Source organism: Dyadobacter sp. HNCC25DJ186, from assembly GCF_056895235.1.
In genome coordinates this window covers 205,442-228,516 of sequence record NZ_JBXHAS010000004.1, presented here as the reverse complement: position 1 = coordinate 228,516, position 23,075 = coordinate 205,442, and the positions used below count along the sequence as shown (strand labels likewise).

Below are 23,075 nucleotides of genomic sequence, written 5' to 3'. Positions count from 1 at the left end.
TCTCAAAAATCAATGTCTCCACTTTCCAAATTTTCCTTCCTGATAGTCAGCGTATGCTTCCTGAATTTCCAGCCTTGTGTTCATTACAAAGGGCCCTTGAGCAACTACAGGTTCATTATTCGGTGAGGCATGGCCAATTAATAACAAACTTTTTTCAATAGCTTCGACCTGAATTGTTCCGGCTTTCTCATCGAATTCAACCAGCGTGAGCTTATCAATTTCATCTCCGTTGACATTCAGCTTTCCGTGGATGATATAAAATAAAACCATTTTGTTTTCAGGGATCTCGATCTCAAATTTTCCTCCTGTTTCAAAAGATATTGTCCCCAAATGAACGTCGGCAAGTGATTCGATGGCACCTTTTTGACCTTCCCAAATTCCTGATACAGCATCGATAACGACTTTTCCTCCTTCCTGATTTATATGTGGAATCCGCTCTTTTTGCAGTCCGATATAGGCAGGATCTACATTTTTCAGTCTGGCGGGCAGATTTACCCAAAGTTGCAAAATCTCAACATTTCCTCCGTTTTTGAGAAATTCTTTTGATGAATTTTCAGAGTGGATTATTCCTTTGCCGGCAGTCATCCATTGGATTCCGCCCGCTTCAATTTTGCTATTATAGCCTGTACTGTCCGTGTGAACAATATCTCCATCAATAATAAAGGTGACCGTTTCAAAACCTTTATGAGGATGCGGACCAAAAGGTAATCCCCGATTATTGGCCGGATAAACCTGTGGCCCGTGATGATTCAAAAAAAGAAATGGTTCCAGCGCATCGATGGCAACTTCCTGTGAAGGCATGACGCGATAGGTGTCCAGGCCACTCATATCCGTATATGTTGCCTTATATTTTGCTATGATCTGTTTCATGAAGTATTCTTCTCGTTTTTGTTTAATAATGAAATTTTGGGAAGAATAGTTTTAGAATGGAGGTGTTGGAGGATTTTCTGATGGCAAGAGAATTTCTTATCCGTCCGATGCTGGGAAATTTAGAAACCAAATTTGGGAGCTTGTTTTTTACCCTTCCGACGGCGAAAGATCTGGCAATTATAGTTTGGATCGTATTTTTTATTTACCCGTCCGACGGCGGAAAAGCCGTCGGACGGGCAGCCGGTCGGTCGGCTTTTTCGCCGTCCGACCGGTAAAAAACCAGTATTTATTAAAAAGTAACCGGCCTAATTATTTGCGGACTTTCAATGTTAGTTTTGATAAAGGACAAACCGTCGCGCATTAATTGTTCTTCGGATTCAAACATTTTTCGCCAGATATTGGCAACTGGTAATTTTGGACTAAAAGCTTCAATGCTAATCCATCCATCATAATTCAAATCCCGGATCGCACCAAAAATGCCTTCCCAATCTACATTTCCCTTGCCAGGAGTAGAACGGTCGTTTTCTGAAAGCTGAATAAAAGATATACGGTCGCCCATTTTGCGCATCGTATCGCCTATATTTTTTTCTTCGATATTAGCATGAAAAGTATCAAACATGATCTTGCAATGAGGATGATTTACGTCATCGACAAAACGGATCAGCTCATCGCCGCAGCTGGTAAGATATAATTCAAATCGGTTTAAATATTCAAGTCCCAGTGTAATGTCAAGTTCGCCAGCGTAATCTGCCAACTCTCTGATGCTGTCAACCGCCCATTTCCATTCCTCTGCCGTCGCAGGCTGACCGGTAAAAACGCCCAATGCAGAATGGTAGGGCCCCATTAATTTGGTTGCCCCCAATACAAGCGAGCAATCCAATGCACGTTTCAAATGCTCCAGAGTTCCTTTCCGCATAGCAGGATCTCGGCTGATTAAGTGGTGCTCAGGACCGCAAATCGTGTCGGTTTCGCAGGATAATCCGATGTCATCCAGTTTTTTGCGGAATTTAAACCAGTGATCAGGATTGGTGTTAAATATCGGCACCTCAATACCGTCAAATCCTATTTCTTTAATCAGTTCGAGTGTAGGAAAGAGTTTATCGTCAATTTGATTTCCCCATAGAAGGAGATTCATGCTATACTTCATGCAGATTATTTTTTTTAATACAATTTTACAACAACAAAATACTAAATACTTTCCCTCTTTTGATTAGAACTAGCTGTATTTTGACTTTTGATTAAAAATGTTCATTATTTTTGGCAAAATTCAGATAAGTCAATAAATCCTATGAAAGCGCCGATTCACAAAAATGTTGAAAGTCAGGTAAGGTCAGTTACAGTTCATGAACTGAGGGAACACCATTTTGATCCTAACTGGCATTTTCATCCTCACTATCAGCTTTTTACAGTTTTGGAAGGGACTGGTAAAAGACTTATTGGAGATTCCATACAGACGTTTGAACCGGGCGATACAGTGTTTTTAGGGCCTGATATTCCACATTTATGGAGAAGCGATCCGGCTTATTTTGGAGGTAGCTCAGAGCTTTTCACACATGGTGTTGTTCTTTATTTTCAGGAAGATTTTCTGGGAAAAGAATTTTTTGAAAAATCAGAAATGCTGGCTCTGAAACAGCTTCTGATCGATTCCAAGCGGGGAATTGCATATAAAGGAACACTGCGCGACCACATACGGCAAGAGCTTCTGGAGTTAAGAAGTGCGGAAGGGTTTCAAGGAATATTAAAACTATTGACATTACTAGATAAACTGGCACATGAAGAAGGCGGCACTCCGATAGCCAGTTACGGATACGTCAATACTTACAAAGTTTCGGAAACAGAAAGAATGCAAAAAGTCCATAATTATGTGCTTCAGCATTTCGCACAGGAAATCAGGCTGGGCGATGTTGCTTCACTGGCCGGTATGAGTGAAGCGGCATTTTGCAGATATTTTAAAGCACGTTCCAACAAAACTTTTATTGATTTTGTAAATGAAATACGCGTCGGGCATGCATGCAAATTACTTTTAGAGGATCAATGGACAATTGCGCAGATCGCCTACGACAGTGGTTTCGACTCTTTATCCAATTTTAACAGGAATTTTAAAAGATACATCGGGCACACGCCGCGGGAGTATAAAGGCAATTATTGACATTCATTATCTGTGTAGCTAATCGCCAACAGCTCCTTCAATTTATTACGTAACCCAATTCCTTCATACGATTGGTAAAAGCGGTTAGTTTAGTATTTTCTATTAATATATGGAATTGTTCTGCCTTGATAACGAGTTTTCGTAACACCTCATCCTGCACAACCATACGTTGTAAGGCTTTATTGTCCGACGGAATGGAAAAAACATGGATTTCTGGTTGTCTGTTGATGTTTTTACTATTCGATACAAGTTCCAGTAAATAGCTTTCCCAGAATACAGGCAGCTTTTGTCCGATTGTTTGTTTGAACAATACGATTTTATTCTGGATATCTTTGGTTGACCTACACTCTTTCAGAAATTTTCCCGGGCTGAACTGATATCGGTTTTCACTGACTTTTGTAGTATAGTTGGTTAGCATGGTATCTGCCAGGTCGGTATTGCCTTCAACACGGATGAAGGTACTGTTTTCATCAAAAGAAAGTAATGTTTGAAACTCAGTTGCAACGGGTATATACTCTTTACTTAATCCAAGTACATAAGCGCCTAATGCCGTTATTCTGAATGCAAATAGATTCTGATAGGCTGATTGCAGATTAGGAATAGCAGGATCCAACGCAAGGTCCATAAGGCCAAATGATGCCAGTAAATAAACATGCGCTGCAAGGTATGGCAATATTACAAATTGCTGAGAGTTTCCGGAGTTTACAGAAACCGTCCGTTGCACTATTGAGCCGTCACTGGATATAACTGCATATTCAGCATCAATCCTGTCACGAATCTGCCAGTCGAGCAAAGGAGATATGTTTATAAACCGGCTTTCAACAAAATTCCTCAGATTCTCAAATGTTATCCATTGTCCCGGAACCAGCTTGCGAAATAGGTCGATTACGGTTTCAGTGGTATTAGCTCTGTATTCAGAAAACTGAAAATAATTCAGTCCTTTCAGATGCGTAAGCATGTAAGGAGCGGTCTGTTTCCTGGTAAAGCCTCTGGAGAATAATGTTTTGATCGTTTCATGTGAAGACAGGGAAATCGTCTTCATTTTAAAGTCATCCGAAAGCAAGCCGGCTATGAGCAGCGATCTTACCGGTGTTTCATTTTCGGAACCAAATGACGTAATTTTCAGCGCACGTGCCATTTTTTTTGCAGATGCTATGTTCGGATTCCCTTTTTGGGAATATTTAATGTTTCCCTGGCCATGATAAGAAATGATCCGTGGCAGTTCGGAAGTAATGATACTTTCGGTCAGGTAAGTGACAAAATTTTCACCGGGCTCTGGAATAGGTTTGATATCATAACCCTCTGGTTTTGGAAGGTGTATAGCCAGTAATTTCCGAAGTTCGTGCGGTAGCGTCAGCGAAACGCCCGTATCTCGCAGTTCTCTTCTTCTATCTTCATAATATCCGCTAGGCTCATAAAGCGTAATGTAATCTCCCCAGCGGCTCTGAATTTCAGGTGTTAATTGGACGACCAGATAGCTGCTCCATAGTTTTGTTAAATGCAAAAGAGGTGTTTTTACGAAAATTTCTTCCAGCTCTTTCCGTTCCAATGACTGCTTCCATGTGGCCCTTGTCAGGATAGCTCTGTCAGTTTCAGGCAAATCGGCGAGATATGCCGAAACGATCTCTTCATCATTGTACCAAAGACATACAAGTTCTGCAATTTCATCTTTGCCTGGGATTTTACGAATATCCTGTTTACTATGACTGAGAATACGGCTTTCAAACTTCGTATAGTTACGGATTAGAAATTTTTGTATCGGTGAATAAAAAAACTTCATAAGGAAGTCTTTATTATTCCTCATAAGCTCAGCTTTCAAGACCTGAGATTCTTGCTTCGTCATCATTTCCCTAATATAAATTCAATATCATCCTCACTCAGACTTTTCACAGAGGCACCGTCACTGGAAATAATGGAATCCAGTAGTGCGCTTTTCACTTCCTGGAGTTTCAAGATTTTTTCTTCAATGGTCCCCAGTGTGATCAATTTATAGCTCATTACTTTTTTATTTTGTCCAATCCGGTGTGCACGGTCAATGGCCTGGTTTTCAGCCGACTTGTTCCACCAGGGGTCAAAAATAAATACCATATCCGCCGCTGTAAGATTCAGTCCCGTACCTCCTGTTTTAAGCGTTAATACAAAAACTTTACAATCCGGGTCGTTTTGAAAGCGGTCTACAAGCTGCTGCCGGTTTCTGGTGCTTCCGGTCATGGTCACAAAGTCAATCCCTCTTTTGTTGAGCTCTTCGCCAATATCTTCAACAGCTGCCAGGAAATTGGCAAAAACCAATACCTTGTGTTTGTTGGCGATGGCATCTTCGAGCTGCTCAATAAGAAGTTCTGTCTTGGGAGAATCGATTTTTCCATCCGTTTGGGCTCCCGGAATGGACGCAATCTGGCGCAGTTCGTTCATGGCCTGGAACACAAAAAATTGTGATTGCTGAATCCCTTTCATCGCAACTTGCTGCTCAATGGCCTCTTTGTAATAGATCCGTCTTTGCTCATAATACCGTGCTTGTTCAGGGCTCATTTCCACGAACAAAGTCTGCTCGATTTTGTCAGGCAATTCTTTGAGTACGTCCTTTTTTAAACGTCTTAAAATGAAAGGATAAATCTTCTTTTTTAATTCTATCGTCGCGTCCTTATCGTCATACTTTTGGATCGGCGTGAGATAATATTGGTTAAATCCCTCTGCGCTTCCAAACATAGCCGGGTTAAGAAAACGGAACAATGCGTAAAGCTCGGAAAGATTATTTTCAACCGGCGTACCGCTTAAAGCCAGTCGGTATGTTGCATCGAGAAGTAATACTGCTTTGTGTAACTGACTGTTCAGGTTTTTTACCGCCTGCGATTCATCCAGGATTGTATAAAGGAATTTTTCCTCCTTCCAAAATTCAATATCATTACGTACCATGGCATAGGTCGTCAGAATGATATTTACTTTTTGTACTTCTTCCTTATCACGGTTAGTACCGTACCAGCTATAAAAAGTAAGTTGTGGTGCAAATTTTTTCAGTTCATTTTCCCAATTGAAAAGTAAAGATTTTGGCATGGCGATAATTGAGGGCAAGCCTGTTTTATCTTTTGCATAAACTTCTGCCAACAGCGTGATCGTTTGCAGGGTTTTGCCCAAGCCCATGTCATCGGCCAGGCAGCCGCCCAGCTTGTTCTGGTGAAGATATAGCAGCCATTTATAACCTTGTTCCTGATAGGGACGTAGTTTGGCGTTAATTTCCGGCAGCTTTGTTTTTTTCTCAGCAAGAAGATTAAAGCCTTCGAAGATATTCCTTGCCTTGCTGAATTGTTCTTTTGCTGCGCGTTCCTCTATCAACTCTTCAACCAGCGGCAGATCAAAAAACGAGATTTCAATTTTATCTTTGTCTTTTTTCTTTTTGAACAGGCGCTGGAGTTTCTGCATATACTGCTCGTTGACCAGTGCCTGGCTGCCATCTGCAAGAATAATATAGCGGTTTTTATTGAACTGGTTTATCGCATCAAAAAGTGAAATCTTTTGATCGCCAAATTCCAGTGTTGCTTTTCCTTCGAGAAAGTCAATTCCGTGTCCTACCTGCACATTCAGTTTCGGCGGATTTACATTGATTTTATAGGATTTTAGCTTTTCACTTCCTATCAGCGCATATTCTCCGATCAGGGCAGGTATATCACGGTATATAAATTCAGAGGCAATGTTTTCAGGAATGATCAGCAGGTTTTCTTCCTGGATGATCCCGCCGGAACCTTTCTTCTTTCCTTTTTCTACATGTTTATTAAGAATTTTTTCAATGAACAAAACATGCTGCTCAATGTGTACCTGCTCTATCGGGCGTACAGTAATAGTTTCTTCCATTTCATTGATGACCGCAAAACGGAACAAATCGTACTCGTCAAGAAAATCAACATCGGTATTGGGCATGAGCTGCCCAATGCGTAAGTAAAGCGAATTGTCGGCATCAACTTTTTCAAAAATAAGTGCGGGTCTTGATTTTACGGGTTCTGTATCTCTCTGCACGCTATAATTTTCGTATGACAGGGTTACGTTGTCGAGGTACGAGAAAAATAGCGAAAGAAATTTCTGCAAATCTGAAATCGGTAAATTTTTAAGATTGAAGTTTTCCAGAGAATGAAATAGCGCGCCTACGGGTAGGGTTTCCAGTATCACATTACCTTCGGCCAGCCAGACATGTTCTTCATTGATAAACTGGAATCCGATATAATCAGCATCCGGGGTTATCAATGCAAGTTGAGCGGACAACGATTTCTCGCTTGTTTTGCTGAGCATTAATTTTAGCTGAGCGGTATTGGTTCCGGCTTTAATTACTTCATCCTCAGAATTGATGAAAATACCGCTTTCCAGTAATTGTGGGATCAGGTATGGATGTTCGTGCAGGTATAATCTGCTTTCGGGATTCTCCCAGTCAATTGTAAAATTGCTGCGGTCCCGGATCATGTGAATTGTCTTGGCTATACTACGTAAAACGCCGCTATATTGCCGGTAATCAAAGGTTGCGTCTTTTCCCGTTTTGTCAACGGTTTCAATAAACGCGCCCTGTGTGTCGAACTGAAGAAGAAAAAAAAGTCCGTTATCCTTCTTAGGAGAGATTTCTTTATATTCTGTAAAAGACTTATTCCGCCTTAACTGCTCGAAAATTGACATTTTAAGTTGGTCTAATAAAAGTAAAATAAGCAAAAATCGTTAGGATATGCAAGATTTGCATTATCCTGTTATTTTTGAATATATCCTGGTCCTTTTACAAATCTTCCGGGAGTTGCACCCGTGTGTTCGCCATTTTTTAAAACTGCTACTCCGTTAACGAACACATCAGAAATACCGGTACCAAATTGTTGAGGTTTGTCGTAAGTAGCCAGGTCTTTAACTTTTTCCGGATCGAAAACTATCACATCGGCGTAATATCCAACTTTAAGTTCCCCACGTTTTTTGAGTTTCAAATTTGTCGCCGGTAGTTTGGCCAGCTTGTAGATTGCATTCTCCAAAGGCAACAATTTTTCATCCCTTGAATAATGCCCGATCACACGTATGAAATTTCCATAAGCCCTTGGATGAGGCTGCGATTTAAGAAAAACCCCTTCCGGCGAAAAACTGCCTTCGTCAGATCCAAAACTTACCCACGGTAACGCCACCTGTTTTTTTACATTTTCCTCATTCATTAAAAAGTATGCAGCACCAACCCTAGTACTATCCTGAACGATAAGATCCAACGCAGTTTCCTCGGGAGATTTACCTTTTATTTTGGCAACCGCTGACAAAGTTTTTCCTGTATATTTTTTCAAAGAATCTTGCTTGAAGCCGAGCAATAATACTTTTTCAGCTGATCCAGCGCCGTAGTAGAGGTTTTCCCAATCAGAAGGATTTGTTTTCATTGCTAACGCCATTTTAGCTCTGATAGCGGGATCCTGCAAACGCAGCCATAATTTCCCAAAACCCCCATCCTGCAAAGAAGGCGGAAGTGAAGCGGTAAGTCCGGTGGCACCGGCCAGGTATGTGTACATATCAGCGGTAATATGCAGACCTTCCGCTCTTGCTTTTTCAATACGCTTGATCACACGATCCATTTTCTTCCAATTGTCTTTTCCTGCTGCTTTAAGGTGATAAATTTCGGCAGGGATGTTGGCTTTTTTTGAAATGGTAATCAATTCTTCAACAGCTTCTTCCAGCTTGTTTCCCTCGCTGCGCAAATGCGAAATGTACATACCACCATGTTTTGACGCTTCTTTGCAAAGCGCGATCAGTTCCTGTGTATCTGCGAAAAAATCGGGCGGATAAATTAATGAAGAACCCACACCCATCGCACCTTCTTCCATCGCTTTTTTTACCAGTAATTGCATACGGTCCAATTCGGCCGGCGTGGCTTTGCGGTTATCTTCGCCCACAACATAAGTCCTTACAGTACCGGCTCCGATAAATGACGCAACATTACAACTTATACCTTTCTTTTCGAGAAAATTCAAATATTCTCCGAGCGTATTCCATTCGATTTTATACTTGACATCACCCTGGCCTTTTTGCAGGTCAGATTTCATTTTCGGGTTTAATGGTCCCATGCTGCTACCTTCTCCCATCACTTCCAGAGTTACACCCTGACGAATATCACTTTGGCTTCGTCCATCATGAATCAAAGATTCCGTTGCCCAGCTCAGCATATTTATAAAACCAGGTGAAATAGCTTGTCCTTTTGCATCAATTTCATTTTTAGCCTTTTCATTTTTCAAGTCGCCAATGAAGGCAATAGTATCGGCATGGATGGCAATGTCAGTCATGACAGGTTTTTCTCCATTTCCATCATAGATTGTGCCATTCCGAATGATGGTATCATATTTATTTTTTGAAGAACAAGAAAACAGGCAGGCACAGAGGAGCATTGAGGGAAGCAAATGTTTCATGAAGCTAAGGTTTCGGAGTTAGGTCAGTTTCATCCAATTTAACTCAAATATTTTATCAGAAATCAATCGGTAAAAAATAGATTGAATTCAAACAAATAAATCCCTCCAAACTTCAATTTTGGAGGGATTTATTTGTTTCAGATTGTCTTAACCTTTTACTTTGGTCGTTCCGTAAGGTCCGCGTTGCGGTCTTGACAAAGTGGCACTCGCTTCTTTATCACCAATATAATCTTCTTTTTTAGGATCCCATTTAAGTTTTCTGCCAAGCTTCATTGCAGTGTGTGCCAGAAGACAAGCGGTGCATGAGCGTTGCGCGATTTCTGCATGACTTATCGTTTGTTTGCCATTCTGAATACTTTCAATCCAGTTCTGGTGTTGTTCCGGACTTTCGTATAAATGAATTTCATTCTGGCCGATCACCGATCCAAGAATTTTAGGATCGCTGGCATAAAATGCTTTATTCTCTTTCGCAGCGGCTGCGGCACCCGGATCGGAAGCAGTTACGCCGACGTTTCCACGTGAGACAAATATCCAGCCTTCCGTTCCTTCGAATTTTACGCCGTTCGGGTTTGTGCCACCAATTTCCATTTCAATGCCATTGGCATATTTTGAATTGACTAAAAAGTCACCATGAACATCCCACAACCCAGATCCTTGTGCCGGGAACGTTGCTTTTCCTTCAATTTCAATTGGTCCTGTTAATTCGGTATCCATTCCCCAATGGGCAATATCAATATGGTGTGAACCCCATCCTGTGATCATTCCCGCTCCAAATTGTTCGAGCCGCAACCATCCCGGACGCTCATTCAACATGTCGGTCTGAGAATGGACCCGGTCCAAAGTATAATAAATGTCAGGTGTTGAACCCAGCCACATGTCATAATTCAAGTTGGACGGAACCGGCATTTTTGCTGGATTACCTCCGGCAGGATCGCCCGGCAGACCAACATATACTTTTTTCAGTTTACCGATTCTACCATTTCTTACCAGTTCACAAGTTCTTTTAAATTGCGGCCAGGGATTCATTGATCGTTGTTGACTGCCCAGCTGGAAAATGACTTTTTTCTTAATTACCATGTCAGCCATTTGTCTTCCTTCACGGATCGTAAGCGAAGTGGGCTTTTGCATATAAATATGTTTTCCGGCTACGGCTGCTTCCATGGCTGGTTGTGCATGCCAATGATCCGGCGTACTGATGATGACTGCATCAATATCTTTTCTTGCCAGAATTTCATGATAGTCGTCGTAGGTTTTTACGTCCAGGTATTTTTCCTTTCCGGTACGTTCAGCATATTTTTTTTCGATCCAGATTTTGCCTTGTGCCAGACGGTTTTTGTCAAGATCTGCTACCGCAATAACGTGCGCTGCTTCATTCTTGATCACTTCCGGCAAATCATGGGAAGAGCCAATCCGGCCGAATCCGATTTGTCCGATATTGATTTTGTTACTTGGCGCATTTTTCCCAAAAACACTGGCGGGAACAATGGTTGGGAACATGGATGCGGCAATGATACCTGCGGTACCGGTTCCGGCAGTTTTTAGAAATGATCTTCTGCTTTGATTTTTTTCTTCCGAGCTATTCATTGGATTCAGGATTGGTGGTGATGGAGATGGTAAGCTCCATAGGGCGATGCCCTATGCTAGGATATGCCGGCCTTTCAGGCCTAGTTGGTCTTGACTTCGTCTGTCGGCGTTTTTGCGTAGGCTTTGGTGTAATTCCGTGGTTTTTGTGGTCCGATCGCCCATTCGATTCCTCCAAGGATATGCTTTCGTAAATCATCTTTTAAATAGTCATCTTTTTCATGTCCTATGGAGGTGTAAAATGCACGTCCGCCATCGTATTCATGCCACCAGACCGATGGAAACACCGTTCCAAAAGTATCAAGCGCTTTTCCCGCAGGTTTCTGAATCGTGGTGTGATCGTTGACCGCCAGAACGTTCAGGTTTACGCTCATTTCTTTCAAAAAATAAAATTCATCTTTTTCCCTATCCCATTTTTTTTGTAGATGTGCCAGGGATGGATTCTTTGAGTCAATAATATTTACAGAAAAACTTTGTCCCGGTTCATGCCAGAAAAATGTTCCACCCAGCATATTTTTAAACCATTTCCAGCTCCTTTCCGTACCACAGGCTGAATGTAATCCAACGAAATTTCCACCAGCCTGTATGTAGCGCATCAAGGCAACCCGCTGTGCATCCGTATCAAAAACATCGTTATTGGTATTTGAAAAAACCAGGGCGTCATATTGTTTCAGATTTTCGTCTGTAAATTTTGAAGGATCCTCGCTTACATCAACAACAAAGCCATGCTGTTTTCCCAGAGCCTGAATCGCTTCTACAGAATTGGCGATATTGTCATGTACATAACCTTTTCCATTTTTCGTATAAACCAGTATTTTGACTTTGTTCCATTTTATCTTTTGTGCATGGGCTGGAAAAGTGAAAAAAGTCAATGTTAGTAGCAGAACGAAACATGCTAAATTTTCATAGGTTTTTCTTTTCATTACTAAATTATCAAGTATAGGTTAAGGAATAAAATGTTTAAAAACCTATGGAATTTCCGCCATCCACAGGAAGCGATACACCGGTAATAAATTTTGCTGCGTTGGAAGCCAGAAATACTGTGGCCCATCCGATATCATCCGGTTTTCCCCATGTGCCCATCGGAGTTCTGTCCATCGCTTTGTCCCGGCGGGAAGGATCACCGTTCATCGCGGTCAGCATCATGGGTGTTTCAATAAACCCGGGAGCCACTGCATTGATCCTGACATTATAAGGTGAAAACTCCGTAGTTAAAGCTTTAACCATCCCTCCGACAGCCGATTTGGATGCCGTATAAGCTACAACGCGATCAATGCCATATAATGCAGCCATGGAAGTAATCATAATAATAGACCCGGATTTTCTCTCGATCATGCGTTTTCCACATTCTCTGGTCATGGAGAAAACGGCGTGTAAATTGGTTTGGACAATCCGGTCAAAATCAGCGTCGGTAACTTCCACTGCAAATTTTTTCATATTGATACCTGCGTTATTTACCAGAATATCAATCGGTCCGCATTGTTTTTCAATATCAGCCACCAGTGATGGAATCGTATCAAGCTGTGTGATGTCATTGACGAAATAAGTAGCTTTCTCCCCTAAATTTTTCACAGCTTCCTGTAAAACCGGTTCTCTCCGGCCGGTTAAAACAACCTTTGCACCAGCATTTACCATACATTGTGCAATGTGAAACCCAATACCGCTTCCACCGCCGGTTATCAGGGCAACTTTTCCTTCAAGGGAAAAAACTGAGTGTTGGAACAGATCTTCTTTAAATACTGAATCGGGCATTGTACTAATTGATAATTTGTAAATTTTCCAAAATAAAATTGACTAAACCGGATAGGCGAGGACTATTCTCAAACCATCGAAGGAGATCGGGATATTGCCATTTCTAATCCCCGTAATTCGGCAAGTGCTTTCAAACGACCGATCGCTGAATAACCCGGGTAGGTTTTTTTTTGTAAATCATCCAGCATCTGGAAACCGTGATCAGGTCGCATAGGCAATAGATTATCAGGATATCCAGCAGATATTCTTCTTTTTTCTTCTGTCAATAATGCTTTAACGACTTCGTACATATCGACATCACCGTTTAAATGAGGTGCTTCATGAAAATTTCGCGTTCCTTCTTCACGTTTTGTGGTGCGTAAATGAACAAAATGGATTCTGTCGCCAAATCGTTTGATCATACCAGGCAGGTCATTATCTTCCCTGACACCCAGTGAACCCGTGCAAAATGTGATTCCATTAGCTCTTACATTGGAAGCTTTCATTAATTGTTCCAAGTCAGATTCTGTACTCACTACACGCGGCAGCCCAAGTAGTGACCTTGGAGGGTCATCGGGATGTATACAAAGATTGATACCCACTTCCTGGGCAACCGGAGCAACTTGTGAAATGAAATAATAGAGGTTTTGTCTTAACTGCGCATCGTCTATATCTGCATATTCATCGAGTAAACTCTGAAATATATTTAAGTCAAAAGCCTCCTCAGAGCCGGGTAATCCTAATAAAACGGTGTTTGTCAGGACCGAAAGCTGATAATCGGACATACTCCGGAATTTACTTTCTGCCGCGATCCTTGTTTCCGGTTCGTAATCTGTTTCTGCATTTGGCCTTTTTAATATGAACAAATCAAATATGGCAAAATCAATCCAGACAAAACGAAGCGTTTTTGAACCTTCCGGCATTTGATAATCCAGAGAAGTTCGAGACCAGTCAAGCACGGGCATAAAGTTGTAACAAACGGTTTTGATACCGGCAGCTGCCAGATTTCTCAAAGACTTTTTATAATTGCCAATATATAACTCACGTGATGAAAGTCCTTTTTTTATATCCTCATGTACAGGAAGACTTTCGACAACAAGCCATTTTAAAGCGGAATATTGGTTATTGTGCTCTTCGATAATTTGTTTTCTTCCCTCAATTGCTTGTGAACTCCAGATATCCCCAACCGGAATCTGGTGCAGGGCGCTCACAACTCCGCTGCATCCGGCCTGACGAATATCCATCAATGAAACCGGATCATTTGGGCCGAACCACCGCATTGTATGTATCATACTTCGTATTAGAATTGTTTTTTTCTATAAATATCTAAATAATAATTTGCATTGCAACCGATTGCAATTTTTTTTTAACATCCATTTTTGTTGTTATCTTTCAGGATAAATCGCCCTGACCGCAATGGAAAAAGAAGTTACAATTTATGATATCGCTAAAATTCTGGAAATATCTCCGGCAACAGTCAGCAGAGCTTTGAATGACCATCCCGCTATTAATAGTAAAACCAAAATTTTGATTGCTGCTAAGGCAACTGAATTGGGTTATCGCTCCAATACTTTCGCAAGCAATCTTCGCCGCCGCAGTACCAATACCCTGGGCGTCATTGTTCCCCGGTTGAACAGTCATTTTATGTCAGCGGTGTTGGCGGGAATGGAACAGGAAGCAAACGAATCCGGATACAACTTGCTAATCAGCCAATCTCTGGAGTCTGCCAAAAAAGAAGTTTCTAATGCAAAAACGATGTTTAATAGCCGTGTGGATGGACTGCTGGCTTCTGTCGCTTATGATACGGAAACGTTTGATCATTTTGAGAATTTCATCAAAAAGGGAGTTCCAGTATTGTTTTTCGACAGGATCATCGATCATCCAAAATGCGGCAGTGTTGTTATTGACAATGAGCTTGCAGGATTTACGGCCACTTCTCATTTAATTGATCAGGGATGCAGACGGATCATGCATATAACCGGGAATTTGAAACGAAACGTTTATTCGGGACGTCTGCGCGGATACCAAAATGCATTAATAAAGAATGGTATAGAAGGTGAGGAAGATTTGGTTATGGTCACCGATTTAAGTCAGGAAGCCGGAAAATTTGTTGCTCAAAAAATCAATGAAATGAAAATTCGCCCCGATGGAATTTTTATTTCCAATGATATTTGTGCTGTCAATTGTATGAAAACATTAAAGGAAAATGGATTTAATATTCCGGGTGATATTGCGGTAGTTGGTTTTAATAATGACCCCGTTTCCCAGGTTATAGAACCTAATTTAACAACAGTATATTATCCCGGTCAGCAAATGGGTGAAGCAGCCGTAAGGACTTTGATAAACCATTTAAAAGGGAGAGAGCCAATTGATGTTTCAAACAGAATTGTGCTTGAATCCCGGCTCATTATACGAGCGTCTTCTTTGAAGAGTTTATCTGTTTAGAGTAGTTAAATACTCGCTTTTTACTCATTTTTTATTCTTTCCACAAATTCCGTAGAAACACCAACAAGAGATGCAATTTTATCGGTATCAAAGCTGGTTTCTCTCAAAAGAGACTTTACAAACTCAATGCGGCCATTTTCTTTACCTCGCTCGATTCCTTTTTTTTCAGCCCGGTCCAGCAAAAACTCTTCAATTCCCATAGTACGGTTGTTTTGTGTGATTTCTTCGATTTGCTGATCAAATTTAAAAGATTTCCAAAGCAAGTCATCTCGTTTCATGACTGTAAAGTATATACTTTCCGATAATCCGCAAAGTTCTAAGAATCATTCGATTAAAATATTACCTATGGGAATATTGGCTTAGATTTAATTAATAAAAATGTATTTTTGAAAAAAAGATATCTGTCATGGAAGCAGTAACCGAAAAACTTCACAGCCTGGAAGAATACTTTGAGTTTTGCGAAACGCAAGAAGGGCGTTTCGAATTCGTAAACGGAGAAATAATCGAGATGTCAGGAGAATCGGTCACAGCGAATCAGATTGCTGGAAATATTCATTTCTATTTACGAGGTCTTTTGGAAGATCAACCGTATATTTTTGTTCAAAATTCTGTTAAATTACAGGTAAGCCAGGATAAGATTTTTCGTATTCCCGATTTTCTGATATTTAAGGAGTCTGGAAATAAGATTAAATATGCGACAGAGCCCGTTCTCATCGTAGAAGTTATTTCGGAGAGTACTGAAAAAACAGATAGAATAATTAAACTTAATGAGTATCGGGCAATCGCTTCTTTGCAGTACTATTTGATCATTGAACAGTCCAGTTGTCTTGTTGAAGTTTACATTCGTGAAGAAGAACGCTGGTATGTGGAGTTCTTCGATACTTTGGATGGCATTATTTCGCTCCCATACTTTGGTTTAAAATTGCCACTCTCAACAGTTTACAAAAAGATCACGTTTCATAAAGAGTCTTAGCGTTTCGCCTGATATTTTTTTACAAATATTTGTAACGAGGCATTCTTCCCCGTTTCTGATTCCACCAGCCTGTTGAAGGCAAACATTTTTCCATCAGGCGACCATACTATATTTGTGGGAGCCCGATTCGTAACCTTTGTTAATGTTTCAATCCTGTCTCCGAAAGTTTCTTTTCCTATTTTGCATAATAGAATGGTGCCTTTCCAGATATAACTCAGATGTTTGCCATCCGGATGCCAGCGTAAATTTCCGGATACGTCGGATTCATGTTGGGTTAATTGTTCTGGTTTGCCACCAGCTGGTGAAATTAAAAAAACCTGCTCAATTCCGTTGTCATCCTTCGAAAAAAATGCAAGTAAACTACCATCGGCCGATGAGCGGACAATTCCGGAACATCCCGGATATTTTTGATCGGCGGTAAAAGTCAGCCTTCGCTGAACAGCTCCTTTTGAAGGCATGGGGAAATCAGTGTCCGTTCCTTCCAACGGCCCAAGATCTCCCGGTTTTGTGATGTCTTCGGGAATATCAACGATAAAAACTTCCTGAACACTTTTTTCATTTTTATCAGTGACTGTTCCCAGAAAAGCTCTCGCCATTTGCATCTTACCATCAGGACGTCGATAGCCGTTCAGACCGACCCAACTATCACTTGCCGCATGACTGATTTCGTCACTACCAGGCTTCGGCTGAGGAACTACGCGAACCACCAGTGTGCTGAACCATTCCCCGGAAATGTTTTCCGGATTTTTTTTTACCGAAACCGATTGTATCTTTTTTGAAACACCGATGGTCCGCAGATTTCTCCTGGTTCCGGTGGAGTCTTCAAGTGATTTTAAAATGGCATCGTTATAAGTAAATCCGATCCAATTGCCATCTCCACTCCATTCATGCCGATGCGTCCCCCCCCGCAGGGCTCCCGCAGTAAATGGAGGGATAACATCCCGGGAATCCATAAAAATTGGCACATTTGGATTTATATCTTCAATAATTACACCCGTTCTACGCCATTGCTGATATGGATTCTCTTTGGTACTATTTGCAAGTCCATGGATAAACACGACTGAACTGGTCTGGGGACTGTAGCTGACTGCACCTGCTCCGGGTCCCCAGATTTCGTTGTTTTTTATTTCAAAAAGAGTCTTTACTTCACCAGTTTCAATATTCACCTTTTCAATTCTGGCCGAAGCCGCAATGCCACCTTCGTCAGTTCTGGTATCGTATACGAGCCATTTGCCATCCGGTGAAAAATTGTCGTTATTATCCAGATCGTGATTGTAGGTCAGGTCGTAGGTAATTTGCTTTTCATCGGTTTCTATTTCCGGTTGGCGGGCTGGTGTAGACATAAAAAGTGATAACAGGTACAAAGACAAAGATAAGTTGTTCATTTTTTGCGGGCTATTTTACAGGCGCACTTATCACGCCCAGATACCTCCCCATCCAGTAAGGCAAAAGCCATATATCACCCGCACTTTCCTCAGATGTTCCGCCAACACCAATTCTGTCAAGATCAAAAGTGTTACTGTTATGTCGTTTAATTGGTCTTTCATCGGCAGGCAAAACCTCCTTTGTAGTTTGCCTGCGAAAGTTTGGCTCAATCAAATCAATATCTTTGCGATGACTGTTTTTGATCGACCAGTTGATCATATCAAGCGGATACTCGCGTAAGTACCAGACCGCTTCGTTTAAATCAAATTCATCTGTGCCGGTTAGTGCGGTGAAAATATTCCAGGCTCCTTCTTTTTCCGGACGTTCGGCTTGCCAGTGGTCCAGGATTTGTCTCTTGTAAGCGGCTTTCAGCGTATCGTTAAACGCATAACGGTACAATCCCCAATATCCTACAAAATACATTTCGTCATCCGAATGATTCCAACCCTCCGACATATTTTTAGCATGTTGGTCGGCATCATCCGGTGCTTTTCCAATCGCACTCATCGGGCGCATCATGTTTTCGTAATAACCGAATTTATTCATCAACTCAAACGCCTTCGTTTTATATTTGTCTTTTTTTGTAAAATAGTAAGCGGTTTGTAACATTGAAATGATATTGGAAGAATTCAATTTTCGGTCACCAACATTGGTCGGAAAGGAATTAACATATTTAGGATTCCATTTTCCCCACATGGTTGGTTTTCCATCAAAATCGATCAGGTACATATCATTTTTTACAATATGTGACATGACGGTATCGATCAGCGAAATGGCCCGTGATTTCATGGATACGTCATCAACTAATTCTGCCATGGCACCGAAGGCAAAAATATGCCCGATAATTTCGTCACTGCTTGTGGTAGATTTCCAGTCCCATTCCTTTTCCGGACTGTGTTGCCAGCGTTCCGGGTCGGATAGATTTTTAATGTGCCCGCTGCGTTCGAAAGACCTTGAGGGAAAACCGGGTACAGGATTGACAGTGTATAATCTTTCCATTGCATCCAGAGACTCCCGACAATTTTGAAGTGCGGCTGAATCTTTTGTCACGGCATAGCGAAAAATTTCGCCTCCCAGATACATAGAAGTCCAGAGTCCATCGTTGTCTGAATCGGACATATATCCGGTTGCAAGATTGCCGCGCTCCATATTGTCAAGCGCGGCATTGAATCCATTGCGGATATGCCTTAACCGTACTTGCTCTTCAAAATACACTGCCTTTTCCTGAAGTGTCATTTCTTTGAAAGAAATTTGCCCCAGACCAGCTGTCGTTAATACCAAAACAGAATTCCCGGGCCCTGCTGAAATATGGATCACTTTATTTCCCGGTAGCCATCGTTCTCCATTATAGTAATCAAATTTTCCACTATCACGTAGTGCGAAAGCACCTTCATTTGATCCAAACCAAAGCTTTCCTCCGATTGCCTTAATGGCGGTAATATGTGTGACCGGAAGTTTTTTATTCAATTCACCTACCTGTTTTTTGGTAAGAGGGTCATACACGAGATATCCGTCTGTTGTCCCGATATAGATTTTCTGATCTTTATCAAAGATATCAAAAGAGGTGAAATTTGAGCCTTGGAAGACCAATGAAAGATTATTTCCGGCTGATAGGCTGGCCAGTGTTTTATGGCCAAGAATCCAGAAGGTATCAGATTTCTCGTCGTAGCGTACTCCCAAAATCTCGTCGTTTTGTAAAGAACCGCTCCAAAGTATTCTAGAGTTTTTTATGAGTTGAAGTGATTTTCCATCTGAAATCAGAAAAGAAAAATCTTTTCCGCCTTCAAATATTTTCGCTGCCGGTAAAGTGTGTTTAGAGAATAATGTTCCGGCCCATGCATTACTAAAAACGACGGAATCGCTCAGATATACAAACTGATTTTGATATACACCGGTCGCGGCAATTTTTTTGTCACGCATAAAGCGGTAAGAATTATCCGGCACAATAGAGCCATGATATAAAAACTGACCGTCAAAAGGATGTTGGAGCCCTTCTTTCGAGAGAATTTGTATCGCGCCATTACGATCAGCATAAGCCTGAAGCAAATTTGTTTTGACTGTATCTGCGTAGTATTTTATGCTGAAATCCTGCAAATAAGGCTTGTCCACATAAACAGGCTGTTTTACCGACTGTTTGCTGCATGAAAGAAAGCAGGTTACGGATAAAAGTAATAGGAGTTGAAAAGAAAGAATTTTTCGCATATAGAAGAGGTAAAGGATTTCAGCGGGTTTTATAATTACTTAGTCAGATCTTTTGGATCAACGACAACATATTTAATTGACTTTTTATTTTTTTCAGGATGATAAGAATAGGTCATGTGCAGGCGTCCGTCCGTTGTTTGGATCAGCGACGGATAAGAGTAATTGCCTTTTTTGGATAAATCATTTTCAATAAATGTTTTCCATTTCCAGGTTTGTCCTTCATCATCCGAAATACGAAGGCTTAGCTGATATCTGCCATCGTCGATGTCATTTCCCAGAAAAGCCCATTTCCCGTCCTGCAAAACCAGCAGTTCGACACTTGCCGTATTAGGAATATCCGTCTTGGAAGTTGCAGTCCAGCTTTCGCCATGATCGGCTGATTCACTGATATGAACGCGGTTTGGATAATTACCGCTATCACGCATGAGCGCAACGAGATTACCGTTTTTCTTTTTTGCAAGCGCAGGCTGAATTGGGCCGCGCCCAACTACTGGCTTGCCGGGCCGCCATGATTCACCGTCATCCTCAGAAATTGCCATCATCGAAAGATTAAACCCATCCGAATAAAGCGGTAAAACAATTCTCCCGTTTTCCAGCAAAAGCGGTTTTATACGGGTCATCCAGCCGATACTTCTTTTTACAATATCCTGACTTGCCTCAACAATTAAATCATCATATTTTGGCGCATAACCGGCCCAGCCAGCATTTAAATTGGGCAGTTTTTTAAATTTTTCGGTAACCTCCTCCGGAAATTGTTTATCCGGTTTTAGCAAAATTATATCCTGCCAGTTCCAGACCGGTGCGCCTGATTTATTGTACTCAACTGAAGTTTTAACGCGTAGAATAGATTGCTCCCAAAGATTCGCCTGCACGGCGATCCAGACTAAAAAAAGTTTCCCTTTTGCGTTTAAAAACAAAACCGGATTACAATCAGGAATGAGCGGAGTATCGGCCATAAGAAAAGGTTCTCCCCAGGATTTCTGTCCTTTTTTCAATCGGGCCCCCATTATTTTTACGTCATCGGCTGTTCTTTCTCCGCTGCCCTCAAACCATGCAGCCAGAAAATCTCCATTAGGTAAATGGACCAGGCTGCTCCCATGAACGTGTTTTTCCTGTTGCGGAAAGATAATAGTTTCCTCAACAATGGATTTATTTTGGGCAAACAGCGTCGTTTGGGAAAACAGATAAATAAGGCAAAACGAAGCTAATATTTTCATAGGGTAGGGAATATTTTTACAGAATTATGACGCATAACCGGCGTTTTCCTTAAATAGAGTTGTTATTAATTTTTTGTATTGTGAAAAGTCGGGAATAAGTAATTGTGCACCGGCCCGTACAAGACGAGGTCGCTTGGCCGGATTATGCCCAAAACGTTGTAGTTCATTACTTGTGATGCCAACAGCCAGACCGCCTGCTCGTCGACCTTCTCTTATCTCATCCGGCCCATCACCAAAAACGGCCAGTTCGTTGCCTTTGAGATTATTTTCGTTGATTATTTTTTCAATAATCATTTTTTTTGAAAACTTGGTATAGTCTTTCAAAGCGCCATAAATTCCGCCATCGAACAGATGTGCATACCCCAACATCTTCGCTTCATTGATGACGTCTGCTTCATCTGTACCGCTCGCAAGATATAGTTTGACACCACGCTCTTTAAGTTCGTAAAGAAATGACACAGCGCCTTTCATGGTAAAATCTTCCTGACCCAATTCGCCGGCTTGGAGCTTTTGCATCCTTTGGCTGACCATCGCCATCAACGCGTTATTGTACAATTCTTTATACGCGAATTTGTCAAGAATTTCGCTTTCATGAACGAACCCAAATTCGCGTACCAATTCGACCAGACCCTCCATTTGGTATATCGTTTGTATACCTGTGGTTTTCTGGATAAACTCCTGCACGCGATCCTGAATGCCATGAAATGTTACCAGATCGACGGAATCGTATTGTGAGCCAAGAATTGATTTCATCATCACAGGCTCCATAACTGCTTCCCATCCTTGTCGTAAAGAACTGATCGTGCCGTCGTGATCAAAAACGGCATAACGGATATGTCCTAAATTATTAAGGATCTCCGGACTGCAAATTTCAAACTCGGATTCTGGAAAGTATATAGCCAGACGTTCGTTTTCAGCCAGATCAGCATTGTAGACAAAATCGGGTTCAAGGCTTATTTTTCGGATTTCTTCGGCATTGGCAGTGCCGGTTGTATATAATTTTTGAACAGTTACAGCGGCCGCAAAATTGGCAAATATCGCTGCATCTTCAGCCGGGATACCAGCTGCAAGGCACAGGGTAATCGCGCTGATGGTGGTATCGCCAGCCCCAACCGTATCCAATTTTCCTTTTATTTGTAAACCAGGGATTTCATAAACGCCTTTCGCATCAAATGCCAGTAATCCTCGTTCTCCACAGGTAACGAAAACTGGTTTTTGTGATTTATCAAAAACCGCAGCGCCATACTTTTTAATGTTATTTGTAGAGATTAGTTCGTCCGTTTTTACAGATATGCCTAGTAAGGATGCAGTTTCCCGGTCATTCGCTTTTCGGTAAGTATTCTCAAAACGATTATTGTAATGCCTGGAATCAAGCATCACTATTTTTTGACTATATCTTTCAAACAGGATATTGGCTTCGTCTATAAAAGATTCATTATTTATACTTCCCAAAACCTGCTGATTAAAGATCAGTGCGTCATATTCTTCTAGTGTTTCTTCAATAGACCGTAAAATTTTTCGATCCGTATCCAGGCTTCTTTTGTTGAAAAGACCAAAATCGATTCTGGGTTGTTCTTTCCCGTCGACATGTCTTTTTAGATAACTATATGTATCGAAATATTTATCCTGAACATAAAGAGATGAAGTGTCAGCTCCCAGCTTTTGTAGTTGCAAGTTCAGCTCGCGGCCGTGAATATCATCACCAATTACGCCAATCACCTTTATTTGGGCTGGTTTTAAAGCCGCCAGATTAGCAACGACATTTCCAGCCCCTCCCGGACTGTAATAATGGTGTGAAACAGCCTCAACCTTTAAACCGGTTTCGATTGAAATTTCAGCACTGCCTTTGTCCATAATCCAGTACGAATCCAGACAAAAGTCACCATAGACAGCAATCTTGACAGCTGAAATTTTATTCAGGATATTGTCGATCTGAGTTTGATTCATTGACAGTTTTAATAATATAAGCTAAACCGGCGACTGTGATACTCGTTATCTTTTGGTTTAGGTTATACTCTTTTTTGCCAAAGGTGGGCTATTGAAACAATCCGAATTCTGAAAATTCGAGTCAAATTGACGCGTGT

At 41.3% G+C, this 23,075-nt stretch carries 18 protein-coding genes; 4 read left to right on the top strand and 14 right to left on the bottom strand.

Annotated features, from left to right (window positions below):
* Positions 1 to 9: 9 nt before the first annotated feature.
* Positions 10 to 870, bottom strand: a complete 861-nt coding sequence (locus AC1XUO_RS14790) for a pirin family protein (protein WP_483330565.1) — start codon at positions 868 to 870, stop codon at positions 10 to 12.
* 56 nt (positions 871 to 926) lie between these two features.
* Here AC1XUO_RS14790 and AC1XUO_RS14785 point away from each other — a divergent pair, with 56 nt between their 5' ends.
* Entirely contained in the window at positions 927 to 1,145 is a 219-nt protein-coding gene (locus tag AC1XUO_RS14785) for a hypothetical protein (RefSeq protein WP_483330564.1), read from the top strand.
* Positions 1,146 to 1,159: 14 nt separating this feature from the next.
* On the opposite strand, the gene AC1XUO_RS14780 is transcribed toward AC1XUO_RS14785, so the two are convergent.
* A complete protein-coding gene (locus tag AC1XUO_RS14780) occupies positions 1,160 to 2,005 on the bottom strand; it encodes a sugar phosphate isomerase/epimerase family protein (RefSeq protein ID WP_483330563.1) in 846 nt (281 codons plus the stop codon).
* Positions 2,006 to 2,158: 153 nt separating this feature from the next.
* On the opposite strand from AC1XUO_RS14780, the gene AC1XUO_RS14775 reads away from it, so the two are divergent.
* A complete protein-coding gene (locus AC1XUO_RS14775; protein ID WP_483330562.1) occupies positions 2,159 to 3,019 on the top strand; it encodes an AraC family transcriptional regulator in 861 nt (286 codons plus the stop codon).
* Between the two features lie 37 nt (positions 3,020 to 3,056).
* Here AC1XUO_RS14775 and AC1XUO_RS14770 read toward each other — a convergent pair whose 3' ends face one another.
* From AC1XUO_RS14770 to uxuA, 7 genes are all read right to left on the bottom strand, one after another.
* Positions 3,057 to 4,865 (bottom strand): hypothetical protein, encoded by a 1,809-nt coding sequence (locus tag AC1XUO_RS14770; protein ID WP_483330561.1) that lies wholly within the window; start codon positions 4,863 to 4,865, stop codon positions 3,057 to 3,059.
* The gene (locus tag AC1XUO_RS14765) at positions 4,862 to 7,672 is read right to left on the bottom strand and encodes a DEAD/DEAH box helicase (RefSeq protein ID WP_483330560.1); all 2,811 of its coding nucleotides are present in this window, start codon (positions 7,670 to 7,672) and stop codon (positions 4,862 to 4,864) included. Before AC1XUO_RS14765 ends, AC1XUO_RS14770 begins: the two co-directional genes overlap by 4 nt.
* Before the next feature lie 68 nt (positions 7,673 to 7,740).
* Positions 7,741 to 9,417: an N-acyl-D-amino-acid deacylase family protein gene (locus AC1XUO_RS14760; protein WP_483330559.1), complete on the bottom strand. Its 1,677-nt coding sequence runs from the start codon at positions 9,415 to 9,417 to the stop codon at positions 7,741 to 7,743.
* Positions 9,418 to 9,564: 147 nt separating this feature from the next.
* Entirely contained in the window at positions 9,565 to 11,001 is a 1,437-nt protein-coding gene (locus tag AC1XUO_RS14755) for a Gfo/Idh/MocA family protein (RefSeq protein WP_483330558.1), read from the bottom strand.
* 80 nt (positions 11,002 to 11,081) lie between these two features.
* Entirely contained in the window at positions 11,082 to 11,921 is an 840-nt protein-coding gene (locus AC1XUO_RS14750; RefSeq protein ID WP_483330557.1) for a ThuA domain-containing protein, read from the bottom strand.
* Between the two features lie 37 nt (positions 11,922 to 11,958).
* A complete protein-coding gene (locus tag AC1XUO_RS14745; protein WP_483330556.1) occupies positions 11,959 to 12,750 on the bottom strand; it encodes an SDR family NAD(P)-dependent oxidoreductase in 792 nt (263 codons plus the stop codon).
* 68 nt (positions 12,751 to 12,818) lie between these two features.
* Positions 12,819 to 14,021, bottom strand: coding sequence for a mannonate dehydratase (gene uxuA, locus AC1XUO_RS14740; RefSeq protein WP_483330555.1), 1,203 nt, complete (start codon positions 14,019 to 14,021; stop codon positions 12,819 to 12,821).
* Positions 14,022 to 14,145: 124 nt separating this feature from the next.
* On the opposite strand from uxuA, the gene AC1XUO_RS14735 reads away from it, so the two are divergent.
* Positions 14,146 to 15,174 carry a LacI family DNA-binding transcriptional regulator gene (locus AC1XUO_RS14735; RefSeq protein WP_483330554.1) on the top strand — a complete coding sequence of 343 codons (1,029 nt, stop codon included), beginning with the start codon at positions 14,146 to 14,148 and terminating at the stop codon, positions 15,172 to 15,174.
* A 20-nt stretch (positions 15,175 to 15,194) separates the two neighbouring features.
* Here AC1XUO_RS14735 and AC1XUO_RS14730 read toward each other — a convergent pair whose 3' ends face one another.
* A complete protein-coding gene (locus tag AC1XUO_RS14730; RefSeq protein ID WP_483330553.1) occupies positions 15,195 to 15,452 on the bottom strand; it encodes a hypothetical protein in 258 nt (85 codons plus the stop codon).
* Between the two features lie 128 nt (positions 15,453 to 15,580).
* On the opposite strand from AC1XUO_RS14730, the gene AC1XUO_RS14725 reads away from it, so the two are divergent.
* Positions 15,581 to 16,147 (top strand): Uma2 family endonuclease, encoded by a 567-nt coding sequence (locus tag AC1XUO_RS14725; protein ID WP_483330552.1) that lies wholly within the window; start codon positions 15,581 to 15,583, stop codon positions 16,145 to 16,147.
* Here AC1XUO_RS14725 and AC1XUO_RS14720 read toward each other — a convergent pair.
* From AC1XUO_RS14720 to AC1XUO_RS14705, 4 genes are read right to left on the bottom strand one after another with little or no spacing between them, the layout of a single operon-like run.
* The gene (locus tag AC1XUO_RS14720; RefSeq protein ID WP_483330551.1) at positions 16,144 to 17,532 is read right to left on the bottom strand and encodes a DUF3748 domain-containing protein; all 1,389 of its coding nucleotides are present in this window, start codon (positions 17,530 to 17,532) and stop codon (positions 16,144 to 16,146) included. The two genes, AC1XUO_RS14725 and AC1XUO_RS14720, sit on opposite strands and share 4 nt — an antisense overlap.
* A gap of 10 nt (positions 17,533 to 17,542) precedes the next feature.
* Positions 17,543 to 19,774, bottom strand: a complete 2,232-nt coding sequence (locus AC1XUO_RS14715; protein WP_483330550.1) for a hypothetical protein — start codon at positions 19,772 to 19,774, stop codon at positions 17,543 to 17,545.
* A gap of 35 nt (positions 19,775 to 19,809) precedes the next feature.
* Positions 19,810 to 20,991 (bottom strand): sialidase family protein, encoded by a 1,182-nt coding sequence (locus AC1XUO_RS14710; RefSeq protein ID WP_483330549.1) that lies wholly within the window; start codon positions 20,989 to 20,991, stop codon positions 19,810 to 19,812.
* 24 nt (positions 20,992 to 21,015) lie between these two features.
* Positions 21,016 to 22,938: a PfkB family carbohydrate kinase gene (locus tag AC1XUO_RS14705; protein WP_483330548.1), complete on the bottom strand. Its 1,923-nt coding sequence runs from the start codon at positions 22,936 to 22,938 to the stop codon at positions 21,016 to 21,018.
* Between the last annotated feature and the right edge of the window lie 137 nt (positions 22,939 to 23,075).

Bases quoted from the DNA above. Each gene is read 5' to 3' on its own strand.
- AC1XUO_RS14715 (WP_483330550.1), bottom strand. From the start codon at position 19,774: ATGCGAAAAATTCTTTCTTTTCAACTCCTATTACTTTTATCCGTAACC.
- AC1XUO_RS14710 (WP_483330549.1), bottom strand. From the start codon at position 20,991: ATGAAAATATTAGCTTCGTTTTGCCTTATTTATCTGTTTTCCCAAACG.
- AC1XUO_RS14790 (WP_483330565.1), bottom strand. From the start codon at position 870: ATGAAACAGATCATAGCAAAATATAAGGCAACATATACGGATATGAGT.
- AC1XUO_RS14725 (WP_483330552.1), top strand. From the start codon at position 15,581: ATGGAAGCAGTAACCGAAAAACTTCACAGCCTGGAAGAATACTTTGAG.
- AC1XUO_RS14720 (WP_483330551.1), bottom strand. From the start codon at position 17,532: ATGAACAACTTATCTTTGTCTTTGTACCTGTTATCACTTTTTATGTCT.
- AC1XUO_RS14745 (WP_483330556.1), bottom strand. From the start codon at position 12,750: ATGCCCGATTCAGTATTTAAAGAAGATCTGTTCCAACACTCAGTTTTT.
- AC1XUO_RS14780 (WP_483330563.1), bottom strand. From the start codon at position 2,005: ATGAATCTCCTTCTATGGGGAAATCAAATTGACGATAAACTCTTTCCT.
- AC1XUO_RS14765 (WP_483330560.1), bottom strand. From the start codon at position 7,672: ATGTCAATTTTCGAGCAGTTAAGGCGGAATAAGTCTTTTACAGAATAT.
- AC1XUO_RS14750 (WP_483330557.1), bottom strand. From the start codon at position 11,921: ATGAAAAGAAAAACCTATGAAAATTTAGCATGTTTCGTTCTGCTACTA.
- AC1XUO_RS14705 (WP_483330548.1), bottom strand. From the start codon at position 22,938: ATGAATCAAACTCAGATCGACAATATCCTGAATAAAATTTCAGCTGTC.
- uxuA (WP_483330555.1), bottom strand. From the start codon at position 14,021: ATGATACATACAATGCGGTGGTTCGGCCCAAATGATCCGGTTTCATTG.
- AC1XUO_RS14755 (WP_483330558.1), bottom strand. From the start codon at position 11,001: ATGAATAGCTCGGAAGAAAAAAATCAAAGCAGAAGATCATTTCTAAAA.
- AC1XUO_RS14760 (WP_483330559.1), bottom strand. From the start codon at position 9,417: ATGAAACATTTGCTTCCCTCAATGCTCCTCTGTGCCTGCCTGTTTTCT.
- AC1XUO_RS14785 (WP_483330564.1), top strand. From the start codon at position 927: ATGGAGGTGTTGGAGGATTTTCTGATGGCAAGAGAATTTCTTATCCGT.
- AC1XUO_RS14770 (WP_483330561.1), bottom strand. From the start codon at position 4,865: ATGATGACGAAGCAAGAATCTCAGGTCTTGAAAGCTGAGCTTATGAGG.
- AC1XUO_RS14735 (WP_483330554.1), top strand. From the start codon at position 14,146: ATGGAAAAAGAAGTTACAATTTATGATATCGCTAAAATTCTGGAAATA.
- AC1XUO_RS14775 (WP_483330562.1), top strand. From the start codon at position 2,159: ATGAAAGCGCCGATTCACAAAAATGTTGAAAGTCAGGTAAGGTCAGTT.
- AC1XUO_RS14730 (WP_483330553.1), bottom strand. From the start codon at position 15,452: ATGAAACGAGATGACTTGCTTTGGAAATCTTTTAAATTTGATCAGCAA.